The organism is Rhizobium sp. BK312 (genome assembly GCF_014193605.1).
Lineage (GTDB): Bacteria > Pseudomonadota > Alphaproteobacteria > Rhizobiales > Rhizobiaceae > Rhizobium.
In genome coordinates, this window is sequence record NZ_JACHZP010000005.1 from 400484 (window position 1) to 424921 (window position 24438).

Genomic DNA, 24438 nt, shown 5'->3' on the forward strand with positions numbered 1-24438 from the left:
ATCATTTAACCGCCGTCGCGGATTGTTTTGCGAGGGCGGATGGTGCTATCGAAGCGCGATAGCAGAAAGTGCGATCCCGAAAAGGCTGAAGCAGCTTTCGGGTAGGATCGCGCTCAGATTTCCAGAGGTCGCGCCCATGCAAAAGCTCACCATCCGCCGTCCTGACGACTGGCATCTGCATTTGCGGGACGGAGCCATGTTGGAAGGCGTGATAGCCGATACCTCCAGGCATTTCGCCCGCGCCATCATCATGCCCAATCTCGTGCCGCCTGTGGTAACAACGGCGGATGCGACCGCCTATCGCGAGCGCATCCTGAAAGCGCTGCCGGCGGGTGATCGCTTCCAGCCGCTGATGACGCTTTATCTCACCGAACACACCAATCCTGACGACGTCGAAGAAGGCAAGAAGAGCGGCCTCATCACCGCTGTCAAACTCTACCCAGCGGGTGCGACAACCAACTCGCATGGCGGCGTGCGCGATCTGAACAAGGCAATGCCGGTGCTGGAACGCATGGCGAAGATCGGCCTGCCGCTCTGCGTTCATGGCGAGGTCACGACGCCCGAGGTGGATATTTTCGATCGCGAGGCCGTGTTCATCGAAACCGTACTTGATCCGTTGCGCCAACGCCTGCCTGAACTGAAGGTCTCGATGGAGCACGTGACCACCGCGGATGGCGTGGACTACATCAAATCGGCAAAGGCAAATCTCGCCGGTTCGATCACGACGCATCACCTGATCATCAATCGCAATGCCATCCTCGTCGGCGGTATTCGCCCGCATTATTACTGCCTGCCGGTCGCCAAGCGCGAAAACCATCGTCTTGCCTTGCGTGGGGCCGCAACCAGCGGCGATGCCAGGTTCTTCCTCGGCACGGATTCGGCTCCGCATGTCGATCCGCTGAAGGAATGCGCCTGCGGCTGCGCCGGCATCTATACGTCGATCAACACCATGAGCTGCCTTGCCCATGTCTTCGAGCAGGATGGTGCACTGGACAGGCTTGAGGCTTTTGCGTCGCTGAACGGCCCGGCCTGGTATGGCCTGCCCGTCAACGAGGATAGCATCACCCTGGTACGCCGGGCTGAGGCCGTAACTTTCCCTGCCAAGATCGAGACCGGCGCCGGCCCGGTCACTGTTTTCGATCCCATGTTCCCCTTGCATTGGGATGTCGAGATTTAGCAGAATCATACATAAGTAAAGCCAAATACAAAAACCATATTGCGGCAACCCATTGGTGTTTGCCGCAATATGAAACGTATATTTTGTTGATATATATTTTCTTTATTATTTGCCGTAACTAATTCGATACCCCTAAGGACCTAGTGTGCCCGGAGACACCTTGCGGTAGAAATCAAACCGTAGAAAGAGCATGATGCTGGTCGATTACAACTCCCTGCTTCTCGCCCTCGGTGTTTCCGCATCATGCCTTGCGGTCACGTTGGTCGGAAGCTGGTTTTCGCGCCGGCCCGATACCTTCCTGCTGACGTGTTCTGCCGGTCTTGTGCCTATCGTCGGCGGCATCTTTGTCTACGGCGCCTATGTCGACCATCCCAAGCCGATTTTTGCCATTTTGACGTTCGTCTTATTCTTCCTTGGCTTTGCGACGATCTGGGTGGCCGGTTATCAGTTTCGCACGGGTCGCCTTTCCAGGATCCGCTTTGCCCTCGGTTGCTTGCCGGGCATGTCAGCATCGATCGGACCGATGCTTGCCGGCTACGACGGGCTGGCGTTCATCGCCGATAACCTTGTCATCTGCGTGCTCCTGCTTCTGACGGCGCGCGAATATTGGCTCAGTCGGCGCGAGGCACCGACGCCGCTCTATGGCATTACGGCGCTTTACACGCTGACGGCCATTTCCTTTGCCTTATGCGCGGCCGTGCTGATCGCCGATGGCAAGCTCGTACTCGGTCATGCGCCGGACAACTGGGCGGAGGATGTCAGCCTCGCCGTCTGCATCGCCGGAATGACCGGGATCGGGGCACTGTCCCTTGCTTTGCACCAGTGGCGCCAAGCCGCATTTCATCGTCAGGAGGCGATCACCGACGCCCTGACCGGGCTGCTTAATCGCCGCGCGCTGTTCGATCTTTACGGCCGCCGGTCCTTCGGCCCTTCGATGGCCGTCATCATCTTCGACATCGACCGTTTCAAGGCGATCAACGATCAGCACGGCCATGCCGCCGGCGATCTCGTGCTCAAGCTTTTCGGCCAGGAACTCGCCTTCGGTTTGCGGCCTTCCGACACGGTGGCGCGTCTGGGAGGCGAGGAATTTGCGCTTGTTCTCGACAACGCGCTGCCGGGTCGCGCGGAGCAGGTCGCAGAGCGGGTGCGTGATGCCTTCGCGGCACGGGCGATCAGCATCGAAGGCAAATCTTTCGCCTGCACCGTCAGCGCCGGCATTGCGACCGGTACTGCCAAAGGGCTCGGCTTCGATGATGTGCTTCGCGCCGCCGACAAAGCGCTTTATGAGGCAAAGCGAAACGGCCGCAACCGTGTAGAGGTCGCGGCCTATCTGCGGGCTGTCTAGCCGGCCGTTTTCGGCTGACCATCTCTCGTCACAGACTGTCAGAACAGGGCCTTCACGAAGGCGCATGCGGCGAGTAGCGAGGCGACCGTGCGCACATGGTTCCAGCGCGTCCAGTCGCTAATGTAGGTGGACCATAGCTGCACCGACTCAGCGGAATGGCCGTCCACTTTATCGAGTGCATCATTCAGGGGCACGTTGAAGACCATGGTCGAAAGAAAGCTCGCGACGATATAGAGCGCTGCCCCCGTCAGCATCAGAACGCTGGTGCCGCCTCGCCAGTAAAGGATGGCCATCACTGCGATGAAGATCGAGAGCGCTGCCGTCAGCAAGAACAGCACGATGAAGGGCGAGCGCACGATCGTCGTGTTGATCGATTGCATCGCGGCAATCCCCTGATCGACGGGGAGGCGAGCGAAAGCCTGCATGATGAACGTCGAGAAGGCGAAATAGACGCCGGCGAGAAGCCCGCTGCTGAGCGCGGCGATGATGAGAGCGATATTCGTGATCGGAAAGGTCATGACTGAGCACTCCAGCTGCCGGTTGCGGCGGTTTGTCGGGCATAATCGAAAAAATCTTTCGGCTACCTGCGGAGGGTACGGCCGATGCCGTTCATGACAGGCGAGTTGCAGCCGTCGAGACGCTCGGCGACGCGGCCGCCGGTATTTCCCAATCCGCCGATGACGGCAATTGTCGAGATTTGCATTTCAGGCTCCTCCAGCACAAAATGTGATAAATTCTCTCATTTGCAAATGTGATAAACTCTCTTATATTGATTGTCAACAAGCGTAGGCAGGGAATGGAATGGCACGGGAACCGATCGCGAGACGCAGGCGCAGCAAGGATGAGGCGGGGACGCCGCGGCGCATACCCAGTCAGCAACGCGGTCGCGAACGCGTGGATCTGATCCTTTCGGTGGCATCCGAGCTGATTGCGAAAAACGGCAGCGATGCGCTGCGCATGGGCGAGATCGTTGAAAAGGCGGGCGTTTCCTTCGGCTCGCTCTACCAATATTTCCCCGACAAGACGGCGATCATCCGTGTGCTGGCCGAGCGCTTCAACGAGCAGGGCCGGCAATGCGTCGAAGACGAACTGGTGGCGATCAAAAGCCGCGATCAGCTGCAGTCCGCTCTCGGCCGCATTGTCGATGGCTACTACGCTATGTTTCTGGAAGAGCCTGTCATGCGCGACATATGGCACGCGACCCATGCCGACAAACTGCTGCAGCAGGTCGATGCCGAGGATATGGAATGGCATTCGCAGGCGTTTCTGACCGTTCTAAAACGCCTATGGCCGGCACGCGACGACTCCGAACTTGCGAGAACAGCCCGGTTGACCATGCAGCTTGTCGCGGCTGCGGTGCGCTATGCGATTTCGATCGAACGGGAAGAGGGCGACAAGGTCATCGAACTGTTCAAGGCCATGCTCCCTGCCGATCTTGGAGCACTGCACTGATTGCTTCCGGTCGCCCTGCAGAGGGCGACCGAGGGGATATCCGCAAAAGCTTTCATATGTCTGGAAACTCGGCCCGCTTGCTGCTATTGCCGCTGGAACATTAGCGCTCGCCAAGGAGGCCTTGCATGACCCAGATGATATTCACCGATCGCACTGTCATGGCTGAGCTGATGGCCAGGATGCTTTGGGAGATCAAGGCGGTCCACTTCAATGCCGACAAGCCCTACAAATTTGCGTCCGGCATGGCGAGCCCGGTCTATATCGATTGCCGAAAGCTAATCTCCTATCCGCGCATCCGCTCGACGGTCATGGATTTTGCAGCCAGCATCATCGTGCGCAATGTCGGCTTCGAGCAGTTCGATTGCGTCGCCGGCGGCGAGACGGCGGGCATTCCTTTCGCCGCCTTCCTGGCCGAGCGCCTGAACCTGCCGATGATCTATGTGCGCAAGCAGCCGAAGGGTCATGGCCGCAACGCCCAGATCGAAGGCGATATGAAGGACGGCGCCCGCGTGCTCGTCATCGAGGATCTGACGACGGCCGGCGGCAGCATGTTCACCTTCATCGACGCGATCCGAGCAGCCGGCGGCATTGTCGATCATGGCATGGCGCTGTTCTATTACGGCATTTTCCCCGAGGCGGTCGAACGCTTTGCCAACCGGAAAGTCAGCCTGCAATACATCACGACCTGGCGCGAAGTGCTCGCCGTCGCCAAGGAGCAGAAGTTGTTCGACGACAAGACGCTCGAGGAAGTCGAAGCCTTTCTCAACGCGCCGCTCGCCTGGTCCGGCTGGAATGGTGGTATTTCGGAGCTGCCCACAAACTGACGCTTTGCTTTTGCACTGAATCTATCTAATCGATTTATGTAATGGACACGATGGACGCGCTCTTTGGGAGGCCGGAATGATTTTGTGCTGTGGCGAAGCTTTGATCGACATGCTGCCGCGGGATACGACGCTGGGTGAAAAAGGCTTTGCGCCTTACGCCGGCGGCGCGATCTTCAACACAGCGATCGCGCTCGGTCGTCTCGGCATTCCCACGGGCTTCTTCACCGGCATCGCCGACGACATGATGGGGGAAATTCTGCGCGATACGCTATCGGCCTCCAAGGTCGATTTCAGCTATTGCGCCATCACCCCCCGTCCGAGCACCATTGCTTTCGTCAAGCTCGTCAACGGCCAGGCAACCTATGCCTTCTACGACGAAGGCACGGCTGGCCGCATGATCACCGAAGCGGATCTCCCGACGCTCGGCGATGATTGCGAGGCGCTTCATTTCGGTGCGATCAGCCTGATCCCCAATCCGTGTGGCGGAACCTACGAGGCGCTGATGAAGCGCGAGTACCAGCGCCGGGTCATCTCGCTCGACCCGAACATCCGCCCGGGATTCATCAAGGACAAAACAGCTCACATGGGCCGCATCAGCCGGATGGCTGCCATGTCCGACATTCTCAAATTCTCCGATGAGGATCTGGAATGGTTCGGCATTGCGGGCAATCACGACGAACTCGCCACTCATTGGCTGAACCAGGGTGCCAAACTCGTCGTCATCACCAAGGGTGCGGAAGGCGCAACCGGCTATACCAAGTCGCTGAAAGTCTCGGTGCCAAGCGAGCGTGTCACGGTTGTCGATACGGTCGGCGCGGGCGATACCTTCGATGCTGGCATTCTCGCATCGCTGAAGATGAACAACCTGCTGACCAAGGCACAGGTGGCATCGCTGAACGAAAAGGCGCTGCAGGATGCGCTGGCTCTGGGCGCGAAGGCTGCGGCCGTCACGGTCTCCCGCGCTGGAGCCAATCCGCCCTGGGCGCATGAGATCGGGCTTTAGGCTTTCATTGATCTTGAGGACTTGGAGGGGCTGTACCCCCTTTGTCCCTTTCGGGACATCTCCCCCACGTGGGGGAGATTGGTAGCTTGTGGCACTCCATCGCCCCAAGCCGATATCGCATCTGCTGAGACTGAATTTGTTGCATCTGAAGAAGGTGCCGGCGGCCTCCCAACGATCTCCCCCCATGTGGGGGAGATGTCACGATAGTGACAGAGGGGGGTGCGCACTCTCCATTTACTGATGCGATGAGATCGCGCAACGCTTAAACCCTCCCCTTGAGGGGGAGGGTCGGCACGTAGTGTCGGGGTGGGGTGATCCTTCGGGCGAGAGGGCAAGTCCAGTCACCCCCACCCGCCGCTTTGCGGCGACCTCCTCCCTTAAGGGGGAGGTGGATGAGCGGTTACTTCGTGCGGCTTGCCAGCGCAGCCACCAGCCCTTGCGTCGAGGAATCGTGGCCGGCAGCGCTTTCCTTGCCTTCGATGACCGGAAGTAGGCCCGTTGCCAGTTCCTTGCCGAGCTCGACGCCCCACTGGTCGAAGGAGTTGATGCGGAAGAGCACGCCTTCGACGAAGACGCGGTGTTCGTAGAGCGCGATCAGGCGGCCGAGCGCAAAAGGCGTCAGCTTGTCGTAGACGAAGGTGATCGACGGACGATTGCCGGTGAAGACGCGGTGCGGCGCGATGAAATCGGCCTTCTTGTCGTCCATGCCCTTGGAGGTGAGCTGAGCCTTGGCTTCCTCGAAGGTGCGGCCCTTCATCAGTGCTTCCGACTGCGCCAGGCAATTGGCCATCAGCAGGTCGTGCTGGTGGCGCAGCTCCGGTTCGAAGCCGTTGGCGGCGATCATGAATTCGGCCGGGATGATGCTCGTGCCCTGATGGATGAGCTGGTAGAAGGCGTGCTGGCCGTTGGTGCCGGGCTCGCCCCAGACGACCGGGCCGGAATTGCCCTCGACCGGCGTGCCGTCGATGGTGACACCCTTGCCGTTCGATTCCATGTCGAGCTGCTGCAGGTAGGCCGGGAAGCGCGACAGGCGCTGGTCATAGGGCAGGATCGCGCGCGTCGGATAGCCGAGCACGTTGCGATGATAGAAGCCGATGAGGCCGAGCAGCATCGGCAGGTTTTCCTTGAACGGCGCCTGGCGGAAATGGTTGTCCATCGCATGCGCGCCATCAAGGAATTTGCCGAAGTTTTCCGGACCGATCGCGATCATCAGCGGCAGGCCGATGGCCGACCAGATCGAGTAACGGCCACCGACCCAATCCCAGAAGCCGAAGACGCGCTCGCTGTCGATACCGAAGGCGGCGACCTTGTCGAGCGCCGTCGAAACGGCCGCGAAGTGGTGCTGTACGGCAGCTTCGCCGAGCGCATCGGCGATAAACTTGCGCGCCGTCTGAGCGTTCGTCATCGTCTCGATCGTCGTGAACGTCTTCGAAGCGACGATGAAGAGCGTCGTTTCCGGCTTAACGAGCCTCAGGATATCGGCGATATGAGCGCCGTCGATATTGGAGATGAAGTGCGAGCGCGGGCCGTCATGGAAAGGCGCCAGCGCCAGCGTCGCCATGACCGGGCCGAGATCGGAGCCGCCGATGCCGATGTTGATGACATCGGTGATCGCCTTGCCCGTCGAGCCCTTCAGCGCGCCCGAGCGGATGCCGTCGGCAAATTTGCCCATGGCGGCGAGAACAGCGTTGACGTCAGGCATGACATCCTTGCCGTCGACCAGCACCGGCTTGTTCGAGCGGTTGCGCAGCGCGGTGTGCAGTACGGCTCGGTTTTCGGTGAAGTTGATCGCTACACCGGAGAACATTTCCTCGCGCTTGGCGGCGACGCCGCCTTCGGCTGCGAGCTTCTCGAGAAGGGCGAGGATATCGTCGTTAACAGCCGTCTTGGAGTAATCCATCAGCAGGTCGTCGAACGAGGCGCTGAAACGAGAAAAGCGTTTCGGATCGGCGGCGAAGGCGGCGCGAATATCCGTGGCCTTCGTTGCCGATGCGGTGCTCTTCAGTTGATCGACGAGGGCGTTCATGGGGGGCTCCTTGCGGTTCGCGCTGCTGGCCTTCAAAACCGGGCCAAGCGCTTTGAGTTTGGTCGCGAAAACTATTCCCTATGTAGGGCGTAAATCAAGTTCACCTATCGCCCAAAACGAAAAAAGCCGCTCGTGAAACAAGCACGAGCGTCTTCCTGAAAGACACGGAATTATGTCAGCCGCGCAACTCCTTGCGCAGGATCTTGCCGACATTCGATTTCGGCAGTTCGGTGCGGAATTCGATGAAGCGCGGGCGCTTGTAATTGGTAAGATTTTCCGCGCAGTGAGCCTTGACGTCGGCCTCGGTCAAAGCCGGGTCCTTCTTGACGATGAAGAGCTTTACCGCCTCGCCGGAATGCGGATCAGGAATGCCGATCGCAGCTGCTTCCAGAACGCCCGGATGCATGACGGCGACTTCCTCGATCTCGTTCGGATAGACGTTGAAGCCCGAGACCAGGATCATGTCCTTCTTGCGGTCGACGATCTTGGTGTAGCCGCGCTCGTCCATGAAACCCATGTCGCCGCTGCGGAAGAAGCCATCCTCCGTCATGACGCGTGCGGTTTCGACCGGCTGCTTCCAATAGCCTGCCATGACCTGGGGTCCACGGATGCAGATTTCGCCGACTTCGCCGAGCGGCAGGGAATTGCCGTTCTCGTCGCGAATATCGAAATCGGTGCCCGTGATCGGCAGGCCGATCGTGCCGGAGAATTCGGAACTGTCGAAACGATTGGCGCTTGCGACCGGCGAGGTCTCGGAAAGGCCATAGCCTTCGGTAATCCAGGCGCCAGTCATCTTCTGCCACCGCTCGGCGACAGGCCGCTGCACCGCCATGCCGCCGGCAAGCGTTGCAGTATTGGACAGGTCAAGCTTGGTGAACTCCGGGTTGTTCATCAGCGCGTTGAACAGCGTGTTCAGGCCGGGGAACATGTCGAACTTGTATTTGCCGAGTTCCTTGATGAAGGCGGGTATGTCGCGCGGATTGGCGATGAGCACATTATGGCCGCCTAGCGACATGCCCATCAGTGAATTCACCGTCAGCGCGAAGATATGATAGAGCGGCAGCGCGCAGACGAAGGTCAGCTGTTCCGGTCGCGGCTTATTGATATAGGCGGATTGCAGCCAGAGCAGCAATTGCAGCTGGTTGGCGAGCAGATTGGAATGCGTGAGGATCGCGCCCTTGGCAACGCCGGTCGTGCCGCCGGTATATTGCAGGAAGGCAATGTCGCTGCCTGTCAGTTCCGATAGCTTCAGGGGCAGACGCGAGCCCTCCGCGATCACGCTCTTGAAGCTGCGGTGGTCGGGAATGGACCAGGCCGGCACGAGCTTCTTCACCTTGCGGACGATCAGGTTGACGATGTGGCCCTTGACGCCCAGCATGTCTCCGAGCGCGGTGACGACCACATGGCGCACATCCGTATGCGCCAGCACCTGCTCGACCGTGTGGGCGAAGTTTTCCAGAACGAAAATTGCCTTGGCGCCACAATCCCGCAACTGATGCTCAAGTTCGCGCGGCGTGTAGAGCGGGTTGACGTTGACCACGACGAGCCCCGCGCGAAGGATGCCGTAAACCGCGATCGGGTTTTGCAGCACGTTCGGCATCATGACGGCAACGCGATCGCCCTTCTGCAGGTCGAGGCTCTGCAGCCAGGCGGCGATCTTGCGCGTCTGCAAGTCGAGATCGCGATAGGTGATGGATTTGCCCATGCTGGTGAAGGCGGGTCTGTCGGCGTAGCGCGCGCAGCTTTCCTCCAGCAGTTCGGCGAGCGAGGCATGCTCCAGCGGCGGCAGCTCCGCCGGCACGATATCCGGGTAAGAAGCGAGCCATATTTTATTGACCTGCGGTTTATCCGAAGGAGCGGAGACTGAATTCATGCGCATTTCCTCCTCTACGCACCATCACCACGCCCCGCCGTCATATGCGGCGGCTATGCAGAGTGTCATTGGACGATCAAAAAGTCTCCCGCTTTTCGCATCGCCGTAGTCTTGCTCTCAGATAAATCACCAGAGCGCAACTGAAGCTACAATAACCTTGACGTAAACGTCAACATTTGTCCCGCGCTCACGTTTTTTTACAATCCTGAAAAAAGTACTGGAACTTTTATGACAACGGAGCGTTAATAGCACCATGGGTTTAAACCCATCGGAGCATCGTGCTGCCTAAAAGAGCAGATCGGACGCTCCATTGTTTATGTGACGCGTATCCAAAAGGAGGTGCGCATATGCATAAAGAGAGTGCCGATTTCTCGGGTCGTGACCTTTACATCAAGGACATGTCGATGCTGATCGCTTGCGATCGCGTCGAAGGGTCCAGGGTATACGGCTCGGACGGCAAGCAGATTGGTCATATCGAGCGGCTGATGATGGAAAAAAGTGATGGACGCATCGCTTTCGTCATTCTGAGCTTCGGCGGTTTCTTCGGCATCGGACAGGAGCACTACCGGCTGCCGTGGGAGAAGCTGCGCTACGATGCCCGCATTGACGGCTATCGCGTCAGCATGACCAAGAACGACATCGAAAAGGCGTGCCGCTTCGCTGCCAAGGACGATCACGACCATAAGAATCATGGCCACAAGAGCCACGATTATTTTGGCGTGCCTCCCTATTGGATGTGAACGCGCTGGCGGAACTGCCGGATGCCCCGCCGAGGCGGGGCTGGCGCCTTGTTTGGGCTATTTGAACCGCCCAAGCCTTTGCACGACCTCGATCTTGTAACCATCGGGGTCGGTGACGAAGAACAGCAATGCAAAAAGCTTCCCATCACGATTGAGTTCGATGATTTTGCCCGGGTTGAGCCCGAGCTGAGTCATGCGTGCATGCTCGTCCTTCAATTCCGCAACGGAGACTGCAAGGTGGCCATAGGCATCCCCTTGCGCATAAGGCTCGATGCGGCCCTGATTAATGGTCAATTCCAGTTCGAATCCGGTCTTGGCATTGCTGAGATAGACCAGGGTGAAGGTCTCGAAGGCAATGCGGTCGGCAACCTTGAGGCCGAAAGCCTTGTCGTAGAATTCGATCGAGCGCGCTTCGTCGAGCACGCGGATCATCGAATGGATCATCTTGGCCATCGGCGTCTCCATAAATCGTCAGGGCATGTCATTGCAGCCAATGCCATCGGCAGCCGGTGAAGGCAAGCATGGGGAAACTCGCCATATTTCCAGTCGAGCATAGATCCAGGGTTCCCGAATTGCGATCGGTCTGCTTAACTTCCCAGCGCTCAAGTATACGGCTCAAGGGGGAGAATCCATGTACTACGCCATTCTGGCCTATCACGAGGAAGATATCGTCGAATCCTGGAGCAAGGAGGAGGATGCCGCACTCATGACGGACCTTTTGGAGATCAATGACCGCCTAGTCGCGCAGAAATCGCTGGGGCCGGCTGCGCGTCTAGGCTCGACCCAAAACGCCGTCACCTTGCGCGGGACGGGGGTGGGCATGGTCATCGACGGGCCATTTGCAGAAACCAAGGAACAGCTGCTCGGCTTCTACGTCGTCGATTTTCCGACGATTGAGGGGGCAGTCGAGGCAGCGCGCGAATTGCGTCGCGTCAATCCTACCGCCGTTTATGAAGTCAGGCCGATTTCGCTTTACTTGCCCGGTGCATCCTTGCCGTCAGGCGAAGGCAATTGATGGCAGGCTGTGATCGCCTCAATCTCCATGGGATTGGAGGCCGATCCTGCCGGTGACTGACCGCTCGATTATCTCCATGCCGTCATAGATCAGCACCGCCATCAAGCCGACGATCAGGCCGCCTTGGAGGATGAAAGCGGTGTTGTCGTTGATAAGCCCGGCGATGATGACTTCACCAAGCCCTTTGGCGGCGACGGTTGAGCCGATCGTCGCCGTACCGATATTGATGACGGTTGCGATCTTCAGCCCTTCGATGATGAGCGGCAGGGCGAGCGGCAGCTCGACGCGGAAGAGCCGCTGCCAGCCGTTCATGCCCATGCCGTCGGCGGCATCGAGCACGGAGGCGGGCACCTGCTGCAGGCCGGCAACCGTGTTCTCGAAGATCGGCAACAGGGCGTAAAGGAAAAGCGCGATGAACGTCGGCACAGCGCCGAAGCCCGTAGTCGAGATGGCAAGCGCCAGCACGGCAACCGGCGGAAAGGTCTGGCCGGCATTGGCGATCGCCCGCGACAGCGGCAGGAAGTCGGCGCCGATCGGCCGTGTCACGAAGATGCCGCCGAGCACCGCCAGTATGCCGCTTGCCGCGATCGAGACGAGAATCAGCTCGAGATGGCTGAGCGCCAGGCTCGGCAGGCTGTTCTGCGTATAGATCGGCGACGCTCCGAATTTGGTCAGCGGCGTCAGAATGGGCGTCAGCCATTCCGGACGGAAGAGCATCACCAGCAGCAGCGCCAGCGCCAGGAAGCGAAAGAGATTGGCGGCGAGAAATCTCATGCCTTGCGGCCCAGCTCGATTAGGTGCTGGATCGAGATCGAGCCGACAGGCACCTTGCGTTCGTCTTCAACCGTCGCCTCGTCAGCGCCCTGCCAGATGAGTTCCGCCAAGGCGTCGCGCAGATTGAGGGTCTGCGGCAGGCGGTGACCGAGGCCGGGCCGTGGCGGCTGCATGCTTTCCTTCAGCGGCAGCAGCGACATCAGCTTCAAGGCGCGGTCGGAGGTGCCGGTCAGCTGCTGCACGAAGGGATCGGCCGGCTCGGTCAGGATCTTCTCGGGCTCGGAACATTGCAGAAGCTTGCCTTCGCTCATGACGGCGATCTGGTCGCCGAGATGGAAGGCTTCGTCCATATCGTGGGTGACGAGGACGATGGTCGTGCCGAACTGCTTCTGAATGGCGAGCAGGTCGTCCTGTGCCTTGCCGCGGATGACGGGGTCGAGCGCGCCGAAGGGCTCGTCCATCAGCAGCAGTTCCGGTTCGGCAGCAAGAGCCCGCGCGACGCCGACGCGCTGCTGCTGGCCACCGGAAAGCTGGCTTGGATATTTGCCGGCAAAGGTGCCGGGGTCGAGATGGAAGAGGTTGAGGAGTTCTTCGACACGGCTGTCGATGCGCGTCTTTTCCCAGCTCAGCAGCTCAGGGACCGTGGCGATATTCTGCGCGACTGTGCGATGCGGAAAGAGCCCGTGCCCCTGGATGGCATAGCCGATGCGGCGGCGAAGCTCGGTCGCCGGCACATTCATGATGTCCTCACCGGCAACGGAGATGTGACCTGCCGATATCGGCACCAGCCGGTTGATCATACGCATCAGCGTCGATTTGCCGGAGCCGGACGTACCGACGATGACGGTGATCGTGCCCTTCTCTATGTTCATACTGACATTATCGACCACGGTGGCGTTGCCATACCGCTTGGTGACGCCCTTGAGCTCGATCATGCTGGTCATGCGCGTTGTCCCCGGATGCTGTCGATGACCGCATCGAGGATGACGGCCGATGAGAAGGCGAGAAAGACCGTCGGCACGGCGCCGAGCAGAACGAGGTCATTGGCCGTCTGGCCGATGCCCTGGAAGATGAAGAGGCCGAAGCCGCCGCCGCCGATGAGGGCTGCGACCGTCACCAGCCCGATCGCCTGCACCAGCACGATCCGGATGCCGGTGAGGATGACTGGAAAGGCAAGCGGCAGGTCGATGCCGGTCAGGATCTGACGGCGCGTCAGCCCCATGCCGGCGGCGGAATCGCGCACGGAAGGATCGACGCCGGCAAGGCCGACGACGGTATTGGCGACGATCGGCAGCAGCGAATAGATGATAAGCGCCACCAGCGCCGGCGCCACGCCGATTCCCTGGATACCGATCGCGGCAGCAAGCGGCACGTGGGCGGCGATATAGCCGAGCGGCAGCATGAGAATGCCGAAGAGGGCAAGGCTCGGAATGGTCTGCACCAGGCTCAGCGCCCGCAGCACCACGGCGCGGAGGCGCGGTTGCCAGTAACAAAAGATACCGAGCGGCAGCGCAAGCACGATGGCGATGGCGACGGAGCCGAGGGAAAGGAAGACGTGACGCAGCGCTTCATGCCAGAACTTGTCGGCGTTGTTGGCGTATTCCTTCATGATCGAGAGATTGTTGAGCAGGCCAGAGCGGAGGACGAGGACGAGCAGTACGGCATAGGCAGCAAGCGCCGCCACCCGTAGCCAGGGCGTCAGCCGCAGCTTGACCAGCGCGTCCGAAATCATCAACCCGACAACCCCGAGCAGCACCCAGAAGGAACCGCCGGGCGTAATTCGTGCCACAGTGCTGCCTGCGGGCGTCGCGGCGGTCGAGACGAGGCCAAGTGTGACGATCAATGCAGCGATCGCAAGGGTCGCCACGCCGAGACGAATGAGCTGATTGTGGAGGAAGAGTGCGGAAAGCGCCGCCGCAGCGAGAAGGGCGATCAGCACCAATGCTGCCGGCTGGGCAATGAGCTGCGTCAGCAGTTGTGGCTTGCCGGCGGCGATGCGGTTTGCCTTGACGATGATGAACGGCATCCAGGCCGTTGCCAGCCCGCCGCCGGCCACCAATACCACTCCGAGACGGTCCACTCTGCGGACCGCTAGCGCATCTTCCATCAGGCAAGCTCCGTCAGCGCATGAGCCCAGAATTCAAGGCGGGTTCGGACAAGATCATGCCCAATTGAAACCCCGCGGCTCCACTTTATCAAAATGGAGCCGCCAGAGCAGCGTCAATGCCCTACTTCAGAAAGCCATTGTCCTTGAGGTAGGATTCGGCAACAGCCTTCGCCGGCTCACCATCGACCTGGATGCGGCCGTTGAGCTTGCGCAGCACGTCGGCAGTCAGGCCCTTGAAGATCGGTGCCAATACTTCTTCGATCTTCGGATTGGCCTTCAGCACGGCCTCACGGATGATCGGCGTCGGCGCGTAGACTGGCTGCACGCTCTTGTCGTCCTCAAGGACAGTCAGTTCGGCGGCTTCGATGGCGCCGTCGGTACCGTAGACCATCGCCGTGTTGACGCCGTTGGTCTGGTCGGCCGCAGCTTTGATGGTCGCCGCCGTATCGCCGCCCGAAAGTACGACTTCCTGATCCGGCTTCAGCTTGAAGCTGTAGGTGGTTTCGAAGGCAGGCAGGGCCGCCGGCGAATTGACGAATTCCGAAGAAGCCGCGATCTTGATTGGGCCGCCGCCGGCGACCCACTTGCCGAAGTCCGACATGGTCTTCAGCTTCGCTGGGCCGGCGACATCGTTGCGCACAGCAATCGCCCAGGTATTGTTGGCGGGCGAGGGTGTCAGCCAGACGATCTTGTTGGCGTCATAATCGAGCTTCTTGGCCAGATCGTAGCCCTGCTGCAGGTTCTTCCAGGCGGCATCGTCGGCCTTGTTGAAGAAGAAGCCGGCATTGCCGGTATATTCGGCATAAATGTCGATTTCGCCCGCGGCAATCGCCTTGCGCACGACCGGCGTCGTGCCGAGAGCGATGCGATCCTGCGCCTTGATGCCGTTGGCATTGAGTGCCGCGAGGATGATGTTGCCGAGCAGAGTGCCTTCGGTATCGATCTTGGAGGAGACGACGACGTCGGCGGCGCTGGCGCCACTGGCAAGGAGAGCCGTCAGCGTGGCGGCAAGTGCAAGCTTCTTGAACATGATGTTTCCCTTCGTACCCCGTTAAATCGTTCTTCGGCTTGCCCGCGCCGCCTTAAAGGGCCGCAGTCCGGACAGGCCGCTTGGAGCGGGCCGGCGGCCCACGGCGAATTCGTGGCTGCTTCAGGGACGTAGCGCTCATCGCGGAAAAGTCGATGCGCTTCGGATACCCGTTGCAGTCGCGCGATTATGATGAGCGTACTCGACATTCGCGCGAAATTGGATTTCTTTTTTCGGGGGCAAGTGCGTTTGTTTTTGTTCCCCTTACCCGTTTGACGCTATTCCGATCTCATTTTTGCGGTTGGATCGGTGAGCGGCAAGGGAACGATAGTCGTTGCCTTTCAGCTTAGGGATATCTTTTTTCGAGAACACGGCATATCGTCAGGATATTATTGATCTTCTTGCGGCCGAGCCAGGATGCGTGCCGCGGATAAGGGGATGGGTTTTGTATCTCGGTGCTTTGTTCGTAGCCGATATGGTGTTCTCTGTCGGCTCGGTGAGGGAAACCGCGCGGCGGCTGTCTTTTTCCGCGTCGACCGTCTCCGGTGCCCTGCGCCGGCTCGAAACGGAGCTTGCCATGAAGCTTGTCGAGCGTGCCTCCGGTGAGCTTGCGACCCTTCTGGCGAGTTCCAAGGTTCAGAAGGGGCTGCAGCCCATTCTCAGTGGCATGCGCCAGCTTTCGACCCTGATGAAGGAACCGCCGGCTCCAAAGGACTACGACCAATGGGCCGCACGCCTGCCGCTGAAGATCGCCACCATCGAACGCTTCCTTGAGGTTGCCGATCAAGGCAGCATCAATCGCGCCGCCCGCCGCCTTAGGCTGGGCCAGCCGCAACTCTCCTTGCAGATTGCCAATCTGGAGGAACTGTTCGGCTGCCGCCTGTTCGCTCGGCAGGCGCAGGGTTCCGTGCTGACGGAGGCCGGACAGGAGGTTCATGCTATCCTCTCCGCCATCGCGCAGGCCTGGGACGAGATGAAAGCGGCAGCGGACGAGCGCTTCCAGCGAACCGCCCGCGCCGTGCGCATCGGCTCGATCATTCCAACCGGTTCGGAAAGCTGGGTTGCGCGCTCGCTTGCAAGCCTGGTATCGCGCTGGAACATCGGCGGTAACAGCAACATGCTGTCGCTGCTGCTGATGACGGCGGATGATCTGCGAGAGGCGCTTCGATCCGGCCGCATCGATGTCGCTATTGTCGATTCCGTCTTCGGCCTCGACGCCTTCGAACATGTGGAACTGGTCGCCACGGACATGGTGGCGATCGCCCCGCCGGATAGCACTGAGCAGACCTTCGCCGCGCTCATGGAAAACCATCCGCTCTGCGTGCCGAGCCCGCGCACCGGCATTGGCAATGCCGCGACAGCCTTCGGTTACGACAGCCGCGACCGCCGCCGGTTTCGCGGCCGCGACATCACCTCGGCCGATTCCCTGCCCGTCATCGTCGATCTCGTCGCCAATCACGGCTATGTGTCGTTCCTCGGCCGCGTCAGCGCGCTTCCGATCGCCGACAAGGTCCGCATCGTCGATCCCGATGAGATTTTGCCGCTGTCCTATCACCTCGCCCATAATGGCCGTAAAGCCTCGGTTGAAGCGTGCCGGCTGATCCAGCAGGCGGTTCGCGAACTGGTTGGAGAGATGGGGACGACACGAAGGCGCCTGTCGTCCCGCGGGTAGCGGAACAAATGCGGCATCTTCGCGTTTAGGTCGGTTAGGTTAGTCCGGGCGTACGCAGCCGGGGGGCGCGTTCGGCACCCAAGGAGAGACCATACATGAAAATTCTTGCAATGGCGCTTGTCGCACTAGGCATTATTGTTCTGCCCGCTACCTATGCCGAGGCACGTGATCATCACCATCACCGCTGGCATCAGCACCATCATCGCGACTATCGCCCTCATCATCATGGCTGGCATCGCCATGAAGGCTGGCGGCATGGCCATGGCCATCATCGCTGGCACAGCAAGCCGCATTTCTCGCATGCCTGACGGCTGCGGACAGGCATCAAAACGGCGTCTTCGGGCGCCGTTTTTTTTTGGCCACTGGCCAATTGCGTCCTTCTTCTTCCGTCCTGCTAATATCGGTTGAAGCGCACCCGCCGATGAGCCTGCGATCGCAATCAGGTGGGTCCGATGGCGATGTCGCGAAAACGCCTGCTCCTCAAGGGATAGCGGAACTTTCGAAGGCGCTGTTGCGTTTACTATATCGTCCGGAGGACGCAAGTAATCCGAGTAGCGTTTACGTCCGGCATTCAAGGAGGCTGGAAATGAAAATTCTGGCAACAGCGCTGATTGCGCTAGGTATGGTCGCGTTGCCGGCAACCTATGCCGAGGCGCGTCCTCATCATCATGGACACCACCATCGGATGATCGTCCATCGGTATTATCATCACCACTACTATTACCGCCATCACTACTATCGCCCATATTACGGCTATTACGCACCGTATTATGGCTATGACCGACCCTATTACGGCTATTACCAGCAGCCCTATTATCCCTTGGGGGTATTCGGCGTTTTCGGGGGCTATGGCGGCTATCACCATCACCACGGTTGGTATGGCGGGCGCGGATACCATAATGGCTGGTATGCCGGCGGTCATCACGGATGGCATGGCGGCGGCGGCCATTGGCGCTATTACAGCGAGCCGCATTTCTCGCACAACTGAGGGCCTGTCCGATGGCAAAACGGCGCCCTTTGGCGCCGTGTCGGGATGAGTTTATAAGCTGTCCGGCAGTGCAGGTTCACACCGGGTTCAGGACGTGAACGGCGCGATCGGCCATCAGATGCCTCACCTTCTCGCCGTAGGCGGCCATATGCGCGGAGGCGGCATGCGCCTTCAGCGCCGCCAGGCTCTCCCACTTCTCGACGACGACGAAGGTGTCAGGCCCAAAAGCTGGATCGGCCCCTTCGACATCCACAACGGCGGTATATTCGATGCAGCCGTCTTCGGCGTGAACGGCCGGAACATTCGCCTGGAATGCTTTAAGCACTTCGGCGCGCTTGCCGGGATGGGCGGTGAGGATGGCGAGTACGTGAATCATGGAGATGTCCTTGGCAAGATAGCTATACGGATGAAACGAGCGGACGCTGCCGAATGCGCGGCCGGTTCACCATTATCACGGAAAGACGCGAGCCGAACGCCGAACGTCCATTTTAATCGCGCTTCGAATCCCGCCGCTTCCGGCGGGTTTACATCCGATTGATGTATTTCGGATCGAGCGATCCGCTCAGTAGATGGCTGACTGCAAGGAGATTGCCCTGCAGGCGACCGCGCCGATCGATATAGGGCGGTGGGCTGACCGAGCCGACGACATTCGAGGCGATATTGCCGCCCATCAGCTTCAGCGCCCATTTCAGCGATACCGAGCGCTTCTTGACGAGATAGAGCGGATTGGCGACCTGGGAGTACCCCAGGCGGAGGCCCGATGTGCGGCCGGCTTTGACGCCGAGATGGACGCCACGCAGGCGATTGAACTTGACGATCTTGCCGAAAGGACGCAGCCGCCGGCACAGATCGACGTCTTCCTGCCAGGCGTAGAGCGGCAGATCCTCGTCGAAATAGATACCATTTGCCAGCATCGCTTTTCGACGGAAGATCATGTTGCAGCCATAAGCGTTATGCGTGGCCTCGATCGTCGGTGCCGGAAAGGGAGTGGCATCGGCTGCGAGTGCGGCATCCGCTTCGTCCGGCGTCAAGCCTGGCCCAAGGATACCGTCGCGAACGACTTCGCCTGTCGCCACGACAATATCTTCATCCGCCTCGAATAGGGCTTCCGTCTCGGCAAGATAGTTCGTTGCCGGGAAGAAATCGTCATCGAAGAAGACGACGACATCTATGCCTACAGCCGCATCGATGATGGCATTGCGCTGCGGGCAGCTTCCCTGCGGCGAGGAGAGGATCGTTACCGGAAACGGCGCAGAGCTTAAGCGCGCCATGTCGATATCGTCATCCTTGGTCGGACACAGGAAGAGGTGATCCGGCTTGCGCGCCTGTGTCGCGAGCCTGTCGATCATTGAGGCGAGGATCGCCTTGCGACCGCATGTCGCCACGCCAACGGCAATTTTCATGATGCACCCCCAGAATATGATCCCAAGGCGCACGGAACCACCAAAAGCTGAATGTTTGGTTGTGCTAATCGCGTGCATTCAACGGATCGCGCGCGAAAGGCGTTTCGTCGTCAGCGGCCGGTCCGTTACATCTGTCGACGGAGCGTTTCGAACGAGCGCATCCGTCTCGTAGGTCGTCCGCGCGATCCGCCCTCTAGCCCAATCCAAGGTATCCGCCGCCAAATGCAGGCATGTCATCGCTGATACCAGCGCAGATACAGGTCGCCGCGTCGTTCGTTGCCGGATGAGAAATGACCGCATCGGCCGACATCGTCGGCTTAGCAGTTGCTCCCGTGGGTTTTAAAGGCCCGCGGATCATGGAATCGACAAGCTCAGTCGTCGAAGATGAATATGTCGCCTTCCTGCAAAGCCGCGATGAAAGCCTCTCTGGCTTTCTCGGCGTCAAGCTTACCCTCATGTGCGTCCAACAGCGCTTTTCTGGCGGCCCTGTAGGCTTGTCCGTCCTCTAGCGTCGGCCACTCCTTTGCCATGTATTCCATGGCGCGTTCCGCATTCGATATCACCAGCCGGTCGCCTGTCTTGCGGGTCTCGACGATTGCGGGCTTGCTCCACCATTGGGCCATGAGATTTCTCCTTCCACGGTCAACGTATTGTTGACTGGAATGTTCCCGGAGGCGCGCCGTCACGACAATAAGGGAATTCCTGCTTCGGCCGCTGCGGCAATAAAGGCAACGCGCGCTTCTTCGGGCGCTCGCCTGCCGCGTTGGACGTCGATGCAGATGAGCAATGCCGACAGAAAGCAGTCACCTTCCTCCGACGGCCAGTCATCGAGAAGCGTCTTCCATACTTCCTCCACCGTACCGACGGATTTCGTTTCACCAGATCCGCAGCGAAAGATGCGGATCGGAGGGAAGTGTGGCACGATGTTCATGGTCGAAGACTCCGCCTTGGCGCAGCCGTTTTGGACCTTCTGACATTGGAGATGCATTTAACTTTGTTAATCCGCCGGCGCCCTTTTAGGCGTTCCGCAATCAATCTCTGGCCCTAGGCGGGAAAAGTCGGGCTTGGACACAAAGTTCCGTGCTCATTCCAAGCAAGCGGCAGCCTCGTGCCGCGAACGATCTCGATCCGCGTTCGAATATGCGGTTCAATATCACTGGCAAACAGGAAAAATGGATGGTGCCGCTTACGTGACTCGAACACGTGACCCCATCATTACGAATGATGTGCTCTACCGACTGAGCTAAAGCGGCATTCTACAGAGCATTCGGTTCGGCCCCGTGATTTGCATGGCGCTGATACAGTCTATGCGGTCAGATTTCAAGCGCTCAAATTACCATTTGGCAAAAAAGCGAGGGGACTTGTGAAAATAGCCCCGCTTTTCAGTGCCGGTCAAAGCGTCAGCCGGGCGCGTGCCTGTCGGTATTCTCTCTCCAGCCGATCGATGAGAGCGGATACGGGCTGGATGGATTTGACGGCGCCGATGCCTTGGCCCGAACCCCAGATATCCTTCCAAGCCTTTACGCCGGTCGTGGCGGCTTCGAAATCCATTTTGGAAGGATCGGCCTCGTGCAGCTTGTCCGGATCGAGGCCCGCGGCGCGGATGGAGGGTTTCAGATAGTTGCCGTGCACACCGGTGAAATAATTGGAATAGACGATATCGGCAGCGGTGCCCTCGACGATCGCCTGCTTGTAGGCGTCGGCCGCGCGGGCCTCCTCCGTGGCGATGAAGGGCGAGCCGATATAAGCAAGATCAGCGCCGGCAGCTTGCGCCGCGAGGATCGCGCCGCCGGTGGCGATGGCACCGGCCAGCAGCAACGGCCCATCGAACCATTCGCGGATTTCCTGCACGAGCGCAAAGGGCGAAAGCTGGCCGGCATGGCCGCCGGCCCCGGCAGCGACGGCAATCAGCCCGTCCGCACCCTTGCGGATCGCCGAATTGGCATGCCGATTGTTGATGATGTCGTGCAGCACGATGCCGCCATAGGAATGCACAGCCGCATTCACCTCGGGCACGGCGCCGAGCGAGGAAATGACGATCGGCACCTTGTATTTCACACAGAGCATCAGATCGTGTTCCAGGCGTTTGTTTGACGTATGGACGATCTGATTGACTGCAAATGGAGCTGCCGGACGATCCGGATTTGCGGCATTATAAGCGGCAAGATCCTCGGTGATCATCGCGAGCCATTCGTCGAGCTGGCTTTCCGGGCGCGCGTTCAGCGCCGGAAATGAGCCGACGACACCGGCCTTGCATTGCGCCAGCGTCAAGGCGGGATGAGAGATGATGAAGAGCGGCGAAGCCACGACCGGCAGGCGCAGGTGCTCGGTCAGGATCAAGGGGAGGGTCATGAACATCATCCCTTTTGACGTTTACGAAAACGTCAAAAGGGATAGCAGATGTCTGCCGAGAGGGGAAGATGGTGGTGGAGGCAGGCAAGAGCAGGAGGCAATAGGCAATAGTGCCTGTGACCGTCCCGGTCCGATACCTTCGCCTACTGCTGCTGCCTACCGGCACCCCATTTGTGTCGTCTTTGCCATTTATCCCCGCCCGAGTGCCCTTAACCCAAGGCAGAGGCTTGCGTATTGCAGAACGGGGCGTTACCGAATCCGGTTAACGATTGATGAAAATATGGCTGCCTTGCCAGCGGGCTATGCAAATATGGTGCGAGTGAGCGTAAAGGATCGGATGTGAGCGGATTAGAAACGGCCATCAGAAGCGCGTTGGATCGGTCTGATCGCGCCAATCCGGAAATTCGGGCTCGCATCTATCAGTCGGCACGGCAGGCGCTGGAAGCCGGTCTTCGCAAGCAGGACATTACCGACGTCAATGTCGTAGCCGCCCAGCGCCAGCGTCTGGAGGCGACGATCCGCGAGATCGAGGCCGAGGAGCGCGCCCGCCCCGCGCAGGCGATACCGGTTTCACCGGAGCCGGACGCTCCGCATGTTTCTCCATCCGCACCGCGCTCTGAAGCAGGGCCCGAAACAAGGCAAGCAGCCGCACGGCCGCAGGAGTCCGTCATGAGCGTGCGCGGGGAAACACGCGATCCGCCGATGTCGGCAAGCCCCGCCGTTCCGGTGGAGCCGATGTCGGCCGAGCGGGCGGGGCGCGAAGGTGATTTCGGCGATATGCGCGCCGGACCCGCCGATCATCTCGGTGCGGACAGCGATGTGCGTCCGACGGCCGATGCGCGGTCGGCGCGGTCGATGAACTTCAAGCCGGAGCGCGCGGCCGTGCGCCGCAAGCCGCGCAAGTTCTTCTCGCGCTTGCTCGTCTTCTGCATTCTGCTTGCCTTCCTCGGCGTCGGTGCCTGGTGGATCAAGACCTCGGGCGTGCTCATGTCCGCCGCCCAGCGGGATACGAGCGTGCCCAATCCGCCGGCGCATGTCGATTCGCAGGATTTCAGCGGCAACAGCAACGATGACGACACATCGGATCAGGACGACAATAGCGGTCCGGTCAATCCGGGTCTTGCCACCATCGATCCACAGAACAGCTTCTCCGCGGAATGGCTGGAGGTGTTGAAGCCCACCGACGCGCCGAAGGTTGCCACCAGCCCGCAATCGAAGGCCGAAAACGTATCGGAGAATGAAGGGCCGGCCGTAAGGCTGACCTCGCTCAGCAGCGGCCCGGACGGCAGCGGCTCGATCGAGGTGCCCGTCAATGTACTGCAGCAGATGGCCGGCAAGGCCTCGACGGTCGCTCTGACATTGCAGTCCACCTCGGATGCACCGACGCAGATCACGGTGGAGTGCGATTTCGGTTCTCTCGGCCGTTGCGGCCGGCATCGTTTCACCGTCAGCCGGCAAAAGACGGATTCGCTGTTCCAGGTCAAGTTCGATCGTGCCATAGCGCCGACCAGTTCAGGGCGCCTGATCATCAACAGCGATGTCGATGGCAAGGCCCGCGGCGTCAATATCTACGCCATCCGCGTCCTGCCCGGGCAATAGAGCGTTTCCACTTTTCTTTGAATCGCGAAAACGCTCTATGCTCTTATTTCCCAACGCATTCCTGACGGAAAACCGCTGCGCATTTTTCCTGGAAGTGCTTTAGGCCCGGGCAACTCGTCAGGCGAGGATATCCGATCCCATCCCGAGGATCTTTTCGTCCACCTTGCCGATGGCTTCCTTGTCCTTGCCGTCATAATCGAGCGTCAGCAGAATGTGACGGATAAGGTTCAGGCGCGCGCGCCGCTTGTCGTTGGCGCGGAGGACGGTCCAGGGTGCGTGGTCCGTATGCGTGTCCTTCAGCATGCGGTCGCGCTTTTCGCTGTAATCCTTCCATTTCGGCAGGGCGGCGATATCCATCGAGGAAAGCTTCCAGACGGCGCGTGGATCGTGGCGCCGGTCGTGGAAACGCTTCAGCTGCATCTCCCGGCCGATATCGAGGTAGAATTTGAAGAAATGGATGCCGTCCTGAACGATGAGTTTCTCCATCTGCGGCGCCTGCTTCAGGAACTGCTCGTATTGCTTCGGCGTGCAGAAGCCCATGACTGGCTCCACCCCGGCGCGGTTATACCAGGAGCGGTCGAAGAGCACGAATTCGCCCGCCGTCGGAAACTGGGCGACATAGCGCTGGAAATACCATTGGCCGCTTTCGCGGTCGGTCGGCTTGGTCAGCGCCACCACGCGCGCCAGACGAGGGTTCATATGGGCCGAGGTCGCAGCGATCGAGCCTCCCTTGCCCGCGGCATCGCGGCCTTCGAAGAGCGCCATCACCCGCTTGCCGGTCGCCTGCAGCCAGAACTGCACCTTGATGAGCTCGATCTGCAGCGTTTTCAGCTCATCGAGATATTCTTCTTCCTTCAGCTTCTTCTTGTAGGGATAACCGCCCGAGGTCAGCGCCTCGTCGTCGATCCAGCTCGGAAGCACGGGGTCATCAACATCGAAGATGCGCTTGATGCCGTGGATATCCAGCTCCACCGCCCGGCTTTCTGTCTTCTCCCCCATATGTCGGCTCCTCGGCTGTTTACATGGCGTTAACCCTGCCGCCAGCGGCGGCAAAAAGCTTG

25 protein-coding genes, 1 tRNA gene and 1 pseudogene are annotated in these 24438 nt (G+C 59.8%); 11 read left to right on the forward strand and 16 right to left on the reverse strand.

Features of this window, described 5'->3' with window-relative positions:
* Positions 1-136 precede the first annotated feature (136 nt).
* Positions 137-1177 (forward strand): dihydroorotase, encoded by a 1041-nt coding sequence (pyrC, locus tag FHT85_RS16850; RefSeq protein WP_112336623.1) that lies wholly within the window; start codon positions 137-139, stop codon positions 1175-1177.
* Between the two features lie 193 nt (positions 1178-1370).
* Positions 1371-2522: a GGDEF domain-containing protein gene (locus FHT85_RS16855; protein WP_112336839.1), complete on the forward strand. Its 1152-nt coding sequence runs from the start codon at positions 1371-1373 to the stop codon at positions 2520-2522.
* Between the two features lie 38 nt (positions 2523-2560).
* Here FHT85_RS16855 and FHT85_RS16860 read toward each other — a convergent pair whose 3' ends face one another.
* Together FHT85_RS16860 and FHT85_RS30835 are read right to left on the reverse strand one after the other, a co-directional pair.
* Positions 2561-3040 carry a DUF1772 domain-containing protein gene (locus FHT85_RS16860; RefSeq protein ID WP_112336622.1) on the reverse strand — a complete coding sequence of 160 codons (480 nt, stop codon included), beginning with the start codon at positions 3038-3040 and terminating at the stop codon, positions 2561-2563.
* Positions 3041-3102: 62 nt separating this feature from the next.
* Positions 3103-3225: a hypothetical protein gene (locus FHT85_RS30835; RefSeq protein WP_281412957.1), complete on the reverse strand. Its 123-nt coding sequence runs from the start codon at positions 3223-3225 to the stop codon at positions 3103-3105.
* A gap of 98 nt (positions 3226-3323) precedes the next feature.
* Between FHT85_RS30835 and FHT85_RS16865 the strand changes: the two genes are divergently transcribed.
* The 3 genes from FHT85_RS16865 (at position 3324) to FHT85_RS16875 (ending at position 5801) form a co-directional block, all read left to right on the forward strand.
* Positions 3324-3974 carry a TetR/AcrR family transcriptional regulator gene (locus FHT85_RS16865; protein WP_112336621.1) on the forward strand — a complete coding sequence of 217 codons (651 nt, stop codon included), beginning with the start codon at positions 3324-3326 and terminating at the stop codon, positions 3972-3974.
* A 125-nt stretch (positions 3975-4099) separates the two neighbouring features.
* Entirely contained in the window at positions 4100-4798 is a 699-nt protein-coding gene (locus FHT85_RS16870) for an orotate phosphoribosyltransferase (RefSeq protein WP_112336620.1), read from the forward strand.
* 76 nt (positions 4799-4874) lie between these two features.
* Positions 4875-5801, forward strand: coding sequence for a carbohydrate kinase family protein (locus FHT85_RS16875; protein WP_112336619.1), 927 nt, complete (start codon positions 4875-4877; stop codon positions 5799-5801).
* A gap of 400 nt (positions 5802-6201) precedes the next feature.
* On the opposite strand, the gene pgi is transcribed toward FHT85_RS16875, so the two are convergent.
* Positions 6202-7827, reverse strand: a complete 1626-nt coding sequence (pgi, locus tag FHT85_RS16880) for a glucose-6-phosphate isomerase (protein WP_112398442.1) — start codon at positions 7825-7827, stop codon at positions 6202-6204.
* Between the two features lie 175 nt (positions 7828-8002).
* Complete coding sequence (locus FHT85_RS16885) at positions 8003-9700, reverse strand: long-chain fatty acid--CoA ligase (protein ID WP_112336617.1); 1698 nt, start codon at positions 9698-9700, stop codon at positions 8003-8005.
* A 347-nt stretch (positions 9701-10047) separates the two neighbouring features.
* Here FHT85_RS16885 and FHT85_RS16890 point away from each other — a divergent pair, with 347 nt between their 5' ends.
* Entirely contained in the window at positions 10048-10440 is a 393-nt protein-coding gene (locus FHT85_RS16890) for a PRC-barrel domain-containing protein (RefSeq protein ID WP_112336616.1), read from the forward strand.
* A 57-nt stretch (positions 10441-10497) separates the two neighbouring features.
* Here FHT85_RS16890 and FHT85_RS16895 read toward each other — a convergent pair whose 3' ends face one another.
* A complete protein-coding gene (locus tag FHT85_RS16895; RefSeq protein ID WP_112336615.1) occupies positions 10498-10893 on the reverse strand; it encodes a VOC family protein in 396 nt (131 codons plus the stop codon).
* A 178-nt stretch (positions 10894-11071) separates the two neighbouring features.
* Between FHT85_RS16895 and FHT85_RS16900 the strand changes: the two genes are divergently transcribed.
* Entirely contained in the window at positions 11072-11455 is a 384-nt protein-coding gene (locus FHT85_RS16900) for a YciI family protein (RefSeq protein ID WP_112336614.1), read from the forward strand.
* An 18-nt stretch (positions 11456-11473) separates the two neighbouring features.
* On the opposite strand, the gene FHT85_RS16905 is transcribed toward FHT85_RS16900, so the two are convergent.
* The 4 genes and pseudogenes from FHT85_RS16905 to FHT85_RS16920 all read right to left on the reverse strand — a co-directional run.
* Positions 11474-12229, reverse strand: coding sequence for an ABC transporter permease (locus tag FHT85_RS16905; protein ID WP_112336613.1), 756 nt, complete (start codon positions 12227-12229; stop codon positions 11474-11476).
* Positions 12226-13173, reverse strand: a complete 948-nt coding sequence (locus tag FHT85_RS16910) for an ABC transporter ATP-binding protein (protein WP_112336612.1) — start codon at positions 13171-13173, stop codon at positions 12226-12228. The genes FHT85_RS16905 and FHT85_RS16910 overlap by 4 nt, the downstream gene beginning before the upstream one ends.
* Positions 13170-14336 carry an ABC transporter permease gene (locus FHT85_RS16915; protein ID WP_112336611.1) on the reverse strand — a complete coding sequence of 389 codons (1167 nt, stop codon included), beginning with the start codon at positions 14334-14336 and terminating at the stop codon, positions 13170-13172. The genes FHT85_RS16910 and FHT85_RS16915 overlap by 4 nt, the downstream gene beginning before the upstream one ends.
* A gap of 121 nt (positions 14337-14457) precedes the next feature.
* A pseudogene (locus FHT85_RS16920) lies at positions 14458-15303 on the reverse strand (ABC transporter substrate-binding protein); the annotation flags it as partial.
* A 505-nt stretch (positions 15304-15808) separates the two neighbouring features.
* Between FHT85_RS16920 and FHT85_RS16925 the strand changes: the two are divergent.
* The 3 genes from FHT85_RS16925 to FHT85_RS16935 all read left to right on the forward strand — a co-directional run bounded on the left by FHT85_RS16925 (position 15809) and on the right by FHT85_RS16935 (position 18023).
* Positions 15809-17035: a LysR family transcriptional regulator gene (locus FHT85_RS16925; RefSeq protein ID WP_112409813.1), complete on the forward strand. Its 1227-nt coding sequence runs from the start codon at positions 15809-15811 to the stop codon at positions 17033-17035.
* A gap of 95 nt (positions 17036-17130) precedes the next feature.
* Positions 17131-17343, forward strand: a complete 213-nt coding sequence (locus FHT85_RS16930; protein WP_112398438.1) for a hypothetical protein — start codon at positions 17131-17133, stop codon at positions 17341-17343.
* Positions 17344-17621: 278 nt separating this feature from the next.
* Complete coding sequence (locus FHT85_RS16935; RefSeq protein WP_181476229.1) at positions 17622-18023, forward strand: hypothetical protein; 402 nt, start codon at positions 17622-17624, stop codon at positions 18021-18023.
* 76 nt (positions 18024-18099) lie between these two features.
* Here the strand turns inward: FHT85_RS16935 and FHT85_RS16940 are convergent, their stop codons facing one another.
* From FHT85_RS16940 to FHT85_RS16965, 6 genes are all read right to left on the reverse strand, one after another.
* Positions 18100-18399 (reverse strand): putative quinol monooxygenase, encoded by a 300-nt coding sequence (locus FHT85_RS16940; protein WP_112409815.1) that lies wholly within the window; start codon positions 18397-18399, stop codon positions 18100-18102.
* Between the two features lie 148 nt (positions 18400-18547).
* Complete coding sequence (locus tag FHT85_RS16945) at positions 18548-19426, reverse strand: glycosyltransferase family 2 protein (RefSeq protein WP_112336606.1); 879 nt, start codon at positions 19424-19426, stop codon at positions 18548-18550.
* Between the two features lie 371 nt (positions 19427-19797).
* Positions 19798-20049: a DUF982 domain-containing protein gene (locus FHT85_RS16950; RefSeq protein WP_112336605.1), complete on the reverse strand. Its 252-nt coding sequence runs from the start codon at positions 20047-20049 to the stop codon at positions 19798-19800.
* A 59-nt stretch (positions 20050-20108) separates the two neighbouring features.
* Positions 20109-20357: a DUF982 domain-containing protein gene (locus FHT85_RS16955; protein ID WP_112607995.1), complete on the reverse strand. Its 249-nt coding sequence runs from the start codon at positions 20355-20357 to the stop codon at positions 20109-20111.
* Positions 20358-20603: 246 nt separating this feature from the next.
* Positions 20604-20679: transfer RNA gene (locus tag FHT85_RS16960), tRNA-Thr, on the reverse strand.
* A 139-nt stretch (positions 20680-20818) separates the two neighbouring features.
* Positions 20819-21778, reverse strand: a complete 960-nt coding sequence (locus tag FHT85_RS16965; protein WP_112336838.1) for an NAD(P)H-dependent flavin oxidoreductase — start codon at positions 21776-21778, stop codon at positions 20819-20821.
* A gap of 339 nt (positions 21779-22117) precedes the next feature.
* Between FHT85_RS16965 and FHT85_RS16970 the strand changes: the two genes are divergently transcribed.
* Positions 22118-23377 (forward strand): hypothetical protein, encoded by a 1260-nt coding sequence (locus FHT85_RS16970; RefSeq protein ID WP_112336603.1) that lies wholly within the window; start codon positions 22118-22120, stop codon positions 23375-23377.
* Positions 23378-23494: 117 nt separating this feature from the next.
* On the opposite strand, the gene ppk2 is transcribed toward FHT85_RS16970, so the two are convergent.
* Complete coding sequence (gene ppk2 / locus FHT85_RS16975) at positions 23495-24376, reverse strand: polyphosphate kinase 2 (RefSeq protein ID WP_112336602.1); 882 nt, start codon at positions 24374-24376, stop codon at positions 23495-23497.
* Positions 24377-24438: the final 62 nt, after the last annotated feature.